Origin of the sequence: Fodinisporobacter ferrooxydans (assembly GCF_022818495.1) — a bacterium.
Classification (GTDB): domain Bacteria; phylum Bacillota; class Bacilli; order Tumebacillales; family MYW30-H2; genus Fodinisporobacter; species Fodinisporobacter ferrooxydans.
The window spans coordinates 847,585-859,155 of record NZ_CP089291.1 but is presented as its reverse complement, the minus strand read 5'-3'; the positions used below and the strand labels follow the sequence as shown (position 1 = coordinate 859,155).

At 46.5% G+C, this 11,571-nt stretch carries 10 protein-coding genes; 8 read left to right on the top strand and 2 right to left on the bottom strand.

Annotated elements, in window-relative coordinates; genetic code table 11:
- Positions 1-193 precede the first annotated feature (193 nt).
- From LSG31_RS04105 to LSG31_RS04090, 4 genes are all read left to right on the top strand, one after another.
- The gene (locus LSG31_RS04105) at positions 194-967 is read left to right on the top strand and encodes a WecB/TagA/CpsF family glycosyltransferase (protein WP_347438138.1); all 774 of its coding nucleotides are present in this window, start codon (positions 194-196) and stop codon (positions 965-967) included.
- A gap of 92 nt (positions 968-1,059) precedes the next feature.
- A complete protein-coding gene (locus LSG31_RS04100) occupies positions 1,060-1,278 on the top strand; it encodes an alpha/beta-type small acid-soluble spore protein (protein WP_347438137.1) in 219 nt (72 codons plus the stop codon).
- A gap of 192 nt (positions 1,279-1,470) precedes the next feature.
- A complete protein-coding gene (gene metK / locus LSG31_RS04095; RefSeq protein ID WP_347438136.1) occupies positions 1,471-2,667 on the top strand; it encodes a methionine adenosyltransferase in 1,197 nt (398 codons plus the stop codon).
- A gap of 390 nt (positions 2,668-3,057) precedes the next feature.
- The gene (locus LSG31_RS04090; RefSeq protein ID WP_347438135.1) at positions 3,058-3,489 is read left to right on the top strand and encodes a glycosyltransferase family protein; all 432 of its coding nucleotides are present in this window, start codon (positions 3,058-3,060) and stop codon (positions 3,487-3,489) included.
- A gap of 110 nt (positions 3,490-3,599) precedes the next feature.
- Here the strand turns inward: LSG31_RS04090 and LSG31_RS04085 are convergent, their stop codons facing one another.
- Together LSG31_RS04085 and LSG31_RS04080 are read right to left on the bottom strand one after the other, a co-directional pair.
- Entirely contained in the window at positions 3,600-4,892 is a 1,293-nt protein-coding gene (locus LSG31_RS04085; RefSeq protein ID WP_347438134.1) for a helix-turn-helix domain-containing protein, read from the bottom strand.
- A 219-nt stretch (positions 4,893-5,111) separates the two neighbouring features.
- Complete coding sequence (locus tag LSG31_RS04080) at positions 5,112-5,597, bottom strand: hypothetical protein (RefSeq protein ID WP_347438133.1); 486 nt, start codon at positions 5,595-5,597, stop codon at positions 5,112-5,114.
- Positions 5,598-5,829: 232 nt separating this feature from the next.
- Here LSG31_RS04080 and LSG31_RS04075 point away from each other — a divergent pair, with 232 nt between their 5' ends.
- The 4 genes from LSG31_RS04075 to pstA all read left to right on the top strand — a co-directional run bounded on the left by LSG31_RS04075 (position 5,830) and on the right by pstA (position 11,394).
- Entirely contained in the window at positions 5,830-8,172 is a 2,343-nt protein-coding gene (locus tag LSG31_RS04075) for an EAL domain-containing protein (RefSeq protein WP_347438132.1), read from the top strand.
- A gap of 177 nt (positions 8,173-8,349) precedes the next feature.
- Positions 8,350-9,486: a phosphate ABC transporter substrate-binding protein PstS gene (gene pstS / locus LSG31_RS04070; RefSeq protein ID WP_347438131.1), complete on the top strand. Its 1,137-nt coding sequence runs from the start codon at positions 8,350-8,352 to the stop codon at positions 9,484-9,486.
- A gap of 49 nt (positions 9,487-9,535) precedes the next feature.
- A complete protein-coding gene (pstC, locus tag LSG31_RS04065) occupies positions 9,536-10,546 on the top strand; it encodes a phosphate ABC transporter permease subunit PstC (protein WP_347438130.1) in 1,011 nt (336 codons plus the stop codon).
- Entirely contained in the window at positions 10,543-11,394 is an 852-nt protein-coding gene (gene pstA / locus LSG31_RS04060) for a phosphate ABC transporter permease PstA (protein ID WP_347438129.1), read from the top strand. Before pstC ends, pstA begins: the two co-directional genes overlap by 4 nt.
- The last annotated feature ends 177 nt before the right edge of the window (positions 11,395-11,571 follow it).

Below are 11,571 nucleotides of genomic sequence, written 5' to 3'. Positions count from 1 at the left end.
CATGGAGTCGATCTGATCGGGTCCGATTGATTTTTTTGTGTTGCATTTACATTTTTTGTGTTACACTGCCTTTGGAAGAGCCCTGCGGCTCCTCGGTGTATTCGACTCATTGATACAGGAAATTCATGATAGGATATTCATGTGGAAAAAAGGAAATTCATGATAGGATATTCATGTAGGATGGTGTACAAACATGAACCAGGGCATTCTGCCTACCGTAAACATTTTGGGAATTCCGTTCTCTTTATATACGACAAAGGAAACCGTCAGTTATTGGAAGCTTTTGATTCAAAGCGGCGGCTCGGAGCATATCATTACGGCAAATCCGGAAGCTGTGATGATGGCATTGACTGACGAAAGGCTGTATAAAATTTTTCAACGTGCTGCACAAATTACCCCGGATGGCATCGGGATTGTTTGGGCATCCAAATATTATGGAAGATCCATTTCCGAACGCGTCACAGGCGCGGATACGACACCCCTATTATTAAAGGAAGCGGAACAGGAAGGCTGGTCTGTATTTATTCTGGGAGCATCGCCGGAATCGAATCAAAAAGCATTGGACAACTTGAAAATCCAATACCCAAATCTTCGTTTGGCAGGCCATCATGGTTATTTTGGGGATCAATTGCCGCTGATTTTGGAGCAAATCCGTACATTTCGACCACATATTTTACTCGTGGGTTTGGGTATGCCGAAACAGGAGTTGTTTATTGCAGAATATCAGGAGCAATTGCAAGTTCCGTTAATGATCGGCATTGGCGGTTGTATCGATATATGGGCAGGTACCGTCAAACGAGCGCCCAGGCTGTTTCAAAATTTGCGAGCCGAATGGTTCTATCGCTTGGTGAGCCAACCGAGCCGCTGGCGGCGGCAATTGGTCTTGCCGCAATTTGCCTGGAAAGTTCTGCGGGACACCCGTTTTGGCAAACGCACTCGGTGGCCTGAAGATACTTCCAGATCTTAAAATCCCTGTTAGCCGCTCCATCGATTTGCTAGTGTGGATCCTGAGCAAATGAACCACACTAACATTACAAACTCAAATGGGGAGGCAGAACAATGGCGAACCGTAAACGATCACAACTTGTACCATCGGCACATAAAGCTCTCGATGATATGAAATATGAAATTGCCGCTGAACTGGGGATTAATGTGTACCAAGGCAGTGAAGATTATTGGGGACATGTCACCACACGCGAAGCCGGTTCCGTCGGTGGATCTATGACCAAAAAGCTGGTAGCCTTTGCTGAACAGGCGTTGCAGCAGCAAAATCAGTAATTCAAGATTTTCAAAAGAATATAGGCTAAAAAGCAGGGTTAGGGTGTATATACACTCCCTAACCCTATTATTCCGTTGCAACATTTAAAAATGTGCAAAAATCTACATAATTCTACATCTTTCATTGACATATATATAGAAATGTACTAACATTAGCTTTGATTTTTTGCGGAGGACAAGGAGGGGTTCTGTTTGGCAAAACGTAAGTACTTATTTACATCAGAGTCAGTAACCGAGGGACATCCCGATAAAATATGTGACCAAATTTCTGATTCGGTTCTGGATGCGATTTTAGCCAAAGATCCGATGGCGCGCGTCGCTTGTGAAACATCTGTTACCACAGGTCTGGTATTGGTAGCTGGAGAAATCACGACATCCTGTTATGCGGATATTCCGAAAGTGGTGCGTGATACGATCCGCGAAATCGGCTATACCCGCGCGAAATTTGGTTTTGATGCAGATACATGTGCAGTCATTACTTCGATTGATGAACAATCGCCTGATATTGCAATGGGTGTGGACAAAGCCTTGGAAGCCCGTACAGGTGAAATGACAGAAGAAGAGATTGAGGCAACAGGCGCCGGCGATCAAGGATTGATGTTTGGATTTGCCTGCAACGAAACGGAAGAATTGATGCCGATGCCGATTTCGTTGGCGCATCGTTTGTCTCGCCGTTTGTCGGAAGTACGCAAGAACAAAACGCTGTCCTATTTGCGTCCGGATGGGAAAACACAGGTAACGATCGAGTATGATGGAGACAAGCCGGTACGTGTCGATACAATTGTCATTTCCACACAGCATTCCGAAAAAGTGACGTTGGAAACGATTCAAAACGATTTGATGGAATACGTCATCAAGCCGGTAGTTCCTGCGAATCTATTGGATGAACACACCAAATATTTCATCAACCCGACAGGCCGTTTTGTCATCGGTGGACCACAAGGGGATGCAGGTCTGACAGGCCGTAAAATTATTGTGGATACGTATGGCGGTTATGCACGGCACGGCGGCGGTGCGTTCTCCGGAAAAGACCCGACGAAGGTGGATCGTTCTGCTGCATATGCGGCTCGCTACGTTGCCAAAAACATCGTGGCAGCGGGATTGGCGGATAAATGTGAAGTTCAATTGGCGTATGCAATCGGAGTTGCCCGTCCTGTCTCGATCATGGTCGATACATTTGGAACGGGAAAAGTTTCCGAAGATATTCTGGTTGAACTTGTGAATAAACATTTTGATCTGCGTCCGGCCGGCATTATCAAGTCCCTTGATTTGCGCCGTCCGATCTATCGTCAGACTGCTGCATACGGACACTTTGGACGTACAGATTTGAATGTTCCCTGGGAGCAAACGGATAAAGCGGATCTCTTGCGGCAAGAAGCGGGATTATAGGATCAGGCGTTTGTACCTTCCACATTTCTAATCTCTTGCATCTAATGATGTATACTGGTTAGAAAGGGGTGTGTACACATGTACGGAACATTTGGTGGATATACGCGTTGGGCAGTTGTGTTTTTGATTATTTTCGTATTGTTTATTTTGCTGGTTCCTTATAGCGGTGCAGGAGCCTAATTCATTTGGTTTTCAGCCATCAAATTTTCACATCATTAAAAACGGCTGTCAACAACCCGCATAAACAACAGATGCCCTTCGAATTGTATATTATATCACCCTACCCCATTTTAATGGCAGAGCTACTGTGCAGGCTCTGCCTTTTCACATTTCTCTCCGCACCGTCATGTAGGTATACGCATATAGTGTCAACACAGGGAGGTGTTGGCGGTGCTTACCCTCGTACTCTGGCTGTTGGCAATCTACGGAGCAGTTCTTGCTGCATGGCATGTGGTGATGGCGATTTGGAACAAGAGTCAAACATTCAAAACGGGTGTTCATGTGCTGTTTTTGGTACAGAACGGGGAAGAATACGTAGAAGGATGCATCGATCCTTTGTTGCGCGGTGCAACGCTGTTAAAACGAAAGTTGAGTATTACAGTTGTAAATATGGAATCAACGGATGCTACAGGCGGTATTTTAGAGAAGTTGGCAAAACGGCACACATGGTTCCGGTTTAATACCGTATCGCGGCAGGAAGCGGATGCATTTCTTCTGCAAATGCTTCATGAATCGGAAGATATGGTTTGCGTCGTGGATCTGAGAACCATCCGAAATCCTCATGAAATCGTCATGGCAATCAGCGGGTTGTGCGGGAAATAACGAGCAAATGAATAAACGGAAAAAGCGTTTGCGTGAACGCAAACGCTAAAAAATTTTTTCACGAAGCCGTCACAGGTGAATGATTTTCATGTGCTTCACACAAACCGGCATCAGGATATGACTCTGCGTTCATGCAACATTTGCTCAAGGGCTGAACGCATCTGCTCCAGACTATCCGATGCATGGCGAAAATCTCCCAGATTGCTGTAAACGATCCCCAGATTGGAATGGCATTTCATCAACCCTTGCGCGTGATCGAGATCCCGATATATGAGCATGGCTTGTTGATACATCTCCAACGCCTTATTCAGTTCACCGGATTTTTGGTGAATATTTGCCAACAGGTACAATGTATCAGCTTGCATGACCGTGCGTTTGGGTACTGCCTGCAATGCGTTGATCGCATACTGCAATGCTAGCTCCTCGCAGTGAGTATCGAAAAGAAATTCGGCAATGGCAATGTGAGCTTTTCCTGCTTCTTCTTCTTCTCCATATACTTGTGCCTGCTTTGCCGTATTTTCCAAAAGCTGAATCGCTTCTTCTGTTTGGTTGTTTTCCCCGATATGCTTGCCATAAGCGATTTGTATCGTGAGAATGTCTTTCTGCAAATCGGCTTGACGGCTTAAGATGGAAGCATTCATCGCATACTCGATCGCCACATCAAATTGGCCTTCTTCATGTGCCTGAGTTGCCAGTCGGCGATACGTATCGGCAACTTCCCGATGGGTTTCCGGTGTCGATACATATTGGTGCGCTTCCGTATAATACCGATGGCAAGCATCGAGATCGCCGATTTTATCATAGGCTAACGCAAGCAAGCGGCAAATTTGCGCCAGTTGATACCGATCGGTCAACTCTCTTTCTTTTGCCTGTGCATATCCGCGCCTCCAGTGATGGATAGCCGTCGGATAGTCATGTTCCTGGAATTCCAAATTTCCTAATTCTATATAGCACTGGATGATGCGCTCCGTATTTTTTTGCAATAAAGCATTTTCCAGCACATATTCAAATTTGGCGTGCGCTTCATGGATCTTGCCCGTATGCAATAAGGCCACTGCCAGATAGTATGTGACATCGAGAATCGGTATCACAGGCGGATCATCTTCCAGCAACCGCTGCAAGAACGGTATGGCTTCTTCGTCTTGTTGGCAGTTGATATACGCAATGGCAATACGAAACGCACTTGTTTTTTCTAATTGATTTTGCACGTCAGTAAGAAAATACTCCAATGGCGTCTCAAGACGTTCAGAGATTGCATACAATAAGCTGTACGATGGATTCGCCTTGTCAGCTTCTATTTGACTGATCATACTTGGTGTCACAAGTCCGTTTGCAAGTTCGGTCTGGGTAATTCCCTTGCGCATGCGAACTTCGCGGATTTTACTGCCAACTGTAGCTTTCATCCCACGGTTCCCCCAATTACTTCCTCTTCTGCCGAATTCTTTGAAGATTTCCATGCAAGAGCGTCCAATCTATTGTTAGATTTCATTGTACAGGTGATATAGGTAAGGGTCAATCCTTTGGATGAAAGAATGTTTTGAAATTTCAGGTTAAAAAAGAACCTTTTACAGAAAGTAAAAGGTTCTTTGAAAATGGTTTCTCCCGGGGCAGAATCGAGAGGATTACAGAGAGAAACCGGGGGCAGATGCAGGAATAAAAACGTTCGGCAGCGGGAATGTTTGGCGCATGACACATATGGTTTGCCGCAGCTGTTCGGTAATGGCAACGCCGATTCCTTTTTGGTTCAGACAAGTCATAAAAACTGAAGGATTGTTATGAATCAATGGATTCGTTCCCTCTGGCAACAGGTATAATGCCTGGGCTTCTTCCAAGTCTGCAAAGAATGAAGGGTGGTCCTGTTGGAATAAGCAAATGGACAAGGAGCAACTGCCCGTATCCAGCAGGAAGTATATGTCTAACAAGAGAGCAACTGCCTGTTCCTGCTGTACAATGGAGGAGATCATTTGGGTCTGTGCCTTTTGCAACTGACTTGTACATATGTTTGGCAGGTTGCAGCCGATGATATATGGAATCCGGTTGCGATCGATGATGCAAGAACCGCGTTTTTCTGATGGTACCACATAATACTGTCCGTGCTGACCGTTCATGGAAACTACCCCCAGGCATCCAGAGATTCTTTTGCTTGATTTGTAGTATAACCCATTCAGTTTTAGGATTTTTAAAGATCATTTAAAGAAATTGTAAATCTATCCGCATTTACAATTCCAACATCGTTTGTTTACGATTCCGCAAAATTCGCACAGTACAATAGGAATCATCAAGTGGGAACGTATCCAGTCCAGGGACGATGCAGAGTCGGATCGTTAAGGAGTTCAGAACATGGGGAACCATCCGTTTTCGCGCTGGCTTTTTCAAGTCGGCAAAATGATTCACTTCGGGAGAGGGAAATTTCAGCCTCCGCCGAGTATTGTAAATGAACTGATCCGCTATCATCCGTTAGCGAGACAATTGCAGACGGCATTGGATCACAATCAAGCGATTGTATTGCTTTATGTCGATATTGTAAAGATGAAAGAAATCGAAAGCCGCGTGGGTGATGAGCTGTCGGCAAAGCTGATTCAAATTCTTTCCGATGCGATTCAAGTGTGTCTTCATGCCACGTTGCCGAGAAAGGACATTTTATCGATTGAAAATTTTTGGGCGGATGATTTTCTGGTTTGCATCGCAGCGCAGAATCCGACCGAACAGCAAATATACGAGTTGTCCAACGCATTGCGGCGGGACATTTCCTATCAGATGAATCAGGAGACCGTGCAGACGTTGGGGCTGCAAGTGGACTTGCATGTCGGATATGCGATTATGTACCAGGACCGCGGGATCTTGGAAAAACAGTTATATGTCTGCATCAAGCAGGCGATGCGTATGGCCAAAAAGGGCGACAATGCCCGTTCCTCTTTGTTGTACGGGGAATTTCAATCCATTTTGTTGCGCAGGGATATTCGCAGTGTCTATCAACCGATCGTAGATTTGGAGCTCTCGCAAGTGATCGGCTGGGAGGCGTTGTCCCGCGGACCCAAAGGATCGTATTTTGAACGGCCGGATGTGCTGTTTGCCAGTGGCGAAGAATACGGAGATTTGTATACGTTGGAACGAATTTGCCGGGAAGCTGCCATTACGAATTTGCAGCAGCTCGGCCGTGATCGAAAGCTTTTTTTGAATATGAATCCAAAAATGATTGACGATGCCAGATTTTCGGCCGGCTGGACCAAGCAAATCTTGCAACAGCGGAATATCAAACCGGATCAAGTTGTGTTTGAGATTACCGAACGGAACAGCATCCGGGATTTTCATTCCTTTCGCCGCGCGTTAAATCATTACCGGGATCAGGGGTATTTGATTGCGGTGGATGACGTAGGCGCCGGCTATTCCAATCTGCAATCCATTGTGGAGTTGGCGCCTGATATCATCAAAATGGACATGTCGCTGATTCGCAATATTGACCAGGACCCCATTCGCCAGGCGATCCTGGAAGCATTTGTGACGATCGCCAATAAAGTAAACTGCAAATTGTTGGCGGAAGGCATTGAGACAGATGAAGAATTGCGCATGATCAAACGCCTGGGCGTGCAGTTTGGACAAGGCTATCTTCTGGGGCGGCCCGATGCCAGGCAGCAAATGGAAGTCCCGGGGCGAGCCTTGCATCTTTTATCAAAGCGGTCGGCAGCCAAACTCCAGTACAGGCATAGACAGACAGCGGAAATCGGCGATATTTGCTCCCGTACCTATACAATTTCCCGCAGCACAGAAGTGCGGGCGTTGCATGAGTTATTCGAACAACAGCGCGATATTTCAAGTGTTGTCGTGATGGAAGGGACGAAACCGATCGGCATGGTGACGCGTCAACATCTGTTCCGGATGTTGGGATGGCGCTATGGAGTGCCGCTGTATTTTAATAAAACCATCGATGAAGTGATGGATGATACGCCACTCATGCTTGACCGCCGCACTTCGGTCGAACGGGCGGCGTCCTATGCGACGGAACGCAGCAAACAGAAAATGTACGATGATGTGATTGTAATGGATGGCGAGTATTATTATGGCGTTGTGACGGTCCACCACATTCTGCAATCGATGTCGCGGATCCAGATCGAACTTGCCAAATATGCCAATCCCCTGACCGGACTTCCGGGAAATGTCAGGATTGAGGAAGAATTGCGGCATCGGCTCGACAGCGGCGTTCCCTTTGACGTGTTGTATGCGGATCTGAATGCATTCAAGGCGTTCAATGACAAATATGGATTTGAACGAGGCGATCGGCTGATATTATTGACGGCGCGGATTTTGCAGCGAGCTATACGGGAATGCGGACATCCGGAAGATTTCGTCGGGCATATCGGCGGGGATGATTATATGATCGTCGTTTCCGCAAATGCCGGCAAATGTGTCGGCAAAGCGGTTATCCGGCAATTTGAACGGGCCAAACTTTTTTTAAAGCGGCAGGAATTGAACAAACATACAGCGGAGCATGTGTCGATCGCATTGGCCGCATTAACGTGTAATCCGCAGTTGATTCAAAATCATTTGCAAATCAGTGAACAGGCGGCCGGTTTAAAGAAAATGGTCAAACAGTATGCAGGAAGCACATTGTTATATCAGGGGCTTGACGGCACGGCGGAGTTGTTTGGCAATTTGCAAAAACGCAGTCTGAGTCTGGTGCGGTAAACAGACGATTGCAGTCGAAGCAATAAAATCATGAATTGTATTTGTGTACGCAAATAAATTTACAAAACCTTTACGTTAGGTTTACGACACTTTCATAAAAAACTGATACTCTAATTACGGTTGGACACACTAGAACAGAAAAACAATTCAACCGGAGATGAGGAGGAAACAAATCATATGAAGTCGAATCGTGTAGCAAAGTGGGTCAAAGTTGCATTAGTTCTTACAACTGTTGCAGCAACTGCCGGATGCGGCGCAGCAACACAAAATCAAGGTCAACAAGCAGATACGACGAAACAAGGCGCTGCAACGGGAAGCAAGTCAGCGGCTGTAACGATCAACGAAACGGGATCATCCTTACTCTATCCTTTATTTAACGGACAATGGATCAGCGCATATAAATCCGTAGATCCGAATGTGAGCATTTCTGCTGCATCTACGGGGAGCGGTGCAGGCATTTCGCAAGCAATCGCCGGCACTGTACAAATCGGTGCTTCCGACGCTTTTATGTCTGATGCTCAAATGAAACAAAATCCTTCCATACTTAACATACCTTTGGCAATTTCTGCGCAACAGATCATGTATAATCTTCCTGGCATGGGAAAAGACCAACACCTCAATTTGGGCGGCGATGTATTGGCGAAAATATTCCTCGGTCAAGTGAAATATTGGGATGACCCTGCGATCGCAGATTTGAACAAAGGAGTAAAATTGCCGCACGAGCAAATCATTCCTGTCCATCGTTCTGACGGCAGCGGCGATACATTCTTGTTCACACAGTATTTGACAGATACGAACAGCACCTGGAAACAAAAAGTCAACTTTGGAACGAGCGTTTCCTGGCCATCCGTACAAGGCGGAATCGGTGCAAAAGGCAACGACGGAGTCGTTCAACAGCTTGCCAACAACAAGTACAGCATCGGCTATGTAGGTATCAGCTGGTTGGACAAAGGAACGCAACAGGGATTGGGATATGCAAGTTTGCAAAACAAAGATGGCAAGTTCGTGCTTCCTACATCGGCAAATATTCAGTCGGCAGTCAATGCGATGGTAAGCAAAGTGCCTGATGACGAGCGGATTTCCTTGATCGATGCACCGGGAGCTACATCCTATCCGATCATCAACTTCGAATACGCGATCGTGAACACAAAACAGCCTGCAGATATGGCAGCGGCATTGAAGAAGTTCTTGAACTGGGCGATCGATACAAAAGGCGGTAACAAAGCGGAATATATGACAAAAGTTCAATTCTTGCCGCTTCCTGCTAGTGTTGAACCGAAGAGCAAGGCGCAAATCGAAAAAATTGGCGGTTAATATATAGATCCTATATAATAGAAACATACGTTTTTCGGGAGCTGATAGGATGTTTAAGGTTAAATCAGGCTCCAAGATAGCAGACAAGCTGTTTCGATTGGCTACCGGCATATGTGCCGGTAGCCCAGTTCTGTTTCTTGTGGCCATCGGTGTCATGGTTTTTATTGAGTCGATTCCCAGCATACGTCTGATGGGATGGCATTTTATTACAGGAATCACATGGAATATGGGGAATATGTATGGTGCAATGATGACAAAAAACGGTGTATCAGCACCTGCCGGGGCATCCTATGGGGCGCTGCCGTTTATTGTCGGTACGATTTTTTCGTCTGTAATCGCACTCGTGATTGCCGTCCCGATTTCTGTACTCACAGCAGTGATTTTGGCATACAAAGTTCAGGGAATCATGCGGTCTGCCTTGTCGATCGTAGTGGAATTGCTTTCCGGCATACCGAGTGTCGTATTCGGTTTGTGGGGGATTATTGTATTGGCTCCATGGGTAAGCCGTCAATTGGGTCCCATATTGATCAATCTTGGTACCATTCTTCCGTTCTTTAAAGGGCCTGTAGGAACCGGGATGGGACTTTTGACAAGCGGGCTCGTCCTCGCGCTGATGATCATTCCTATCATTACCGCTACCACAAGGGATTTGTTGTTGCAAGTGCCCGCTTTGTACCGTGAAGGGGGGATCGGTCTTGGCATGACGAGCTGGGAAGTCGTCCGGCTCATTTGTGTCCCATATATCAAAGAAGGTTTGATTGGCGCCATTGCACTCGGTTGGGGAAGAGCAATGGGGGAAACCATGGCGGTACTTATGGTCAGCGGCAGTGCGGTCAACTATTTGCCGCATAATATCTATAGCCCTATATCCACGATGGCTGCGATCATTGCCGATCAATTGGACAGCGCACTTACGGATGCATCTCATATGGCGGTTTATGCGCTCTCGGAATTGGCTCTCATACTTATGGCGTTGACGCTGATTACCAACCTGACTGCCCGGTTGCTTGTGAATCGTAAAAGTCGGGGCAGCAAAATCGGCATGGGGGTAAAAGCATGATATCGACATATTCGAAACGAAGGAAGTGGAGTTCGAAGATCGGCTGGTCATTCGCATGGCTGGCAACCGCATTCGTATTATTTGGACTTCTTGATATATTGGGAACCATTCTTTACAAAGGCGTCATATCGTTCCGGCCGGATATGCTGACAACTGTCACACACGGAATCGCCGGCGGACTGCAAAACGCGATTTTGGGAACATTTGAACTGATTATCATCTCGACGATCATTGCCGCACCTTTGGGGATTCTGGGAGGCATATATGTGTCCGAATTTGCTCGCAGAAAGACGGCAAACGTCATTCGTTTTTTGACGGAAGTACTGTCGGGCGTGCCTTCCATTGTGATCGGTTATTTTGGCTACCTGCTGATGGTGCTGAGATGGGGCTGGGGTTTCTCTGCGCTGGCCGGCGGCATTGCACTGACGATCATCATGCTGCCGTATATCTTGCGTACGACAGAATCCAGCTTGCAGCAGGTTCCTCTTGCATTGCGAGAAGGCGCATGGGCGCTTGGCATGACGAAATTTCAGGCAATTTCCCGCGTTGTCTGGAAACCGGTCGGAGGCAGCATCGCTACCGGGGTGCTTTTGGCTGTGGCGATCGGGATGGGGGAAACGGCTCCGCTCTTATACACAGCCGGTTGGTCTTCCTTTAATCCGTCCGGACAACTGACAGGCCATCAGGTGGGATATCTCACATATGTAGTATGGACATATATTGATCAGCCATACCCGCAGGCGAGAGAATTGGCATATAGTGCTGCCTTTGTGCTGTTGGTGATCATTCTGTTGATTCATCTGGTAGTTCGAACATTGGTGAACCGCTCTTCAGGTGCGATGAAATAACAACTACTGCTAAAATAATAGTAGAATAGATATATTTGAGACAACCTATAATCGTATGAGGAATGGCGTGTAAATTGTCTGTCAATTTTCACGCCATTTCTTATTTTTTATCCGATAGCAAAAAACTCCACCTGATTCAAGGTTCTCTTTATCCGATCGCGTTTCTCTTTACACAAA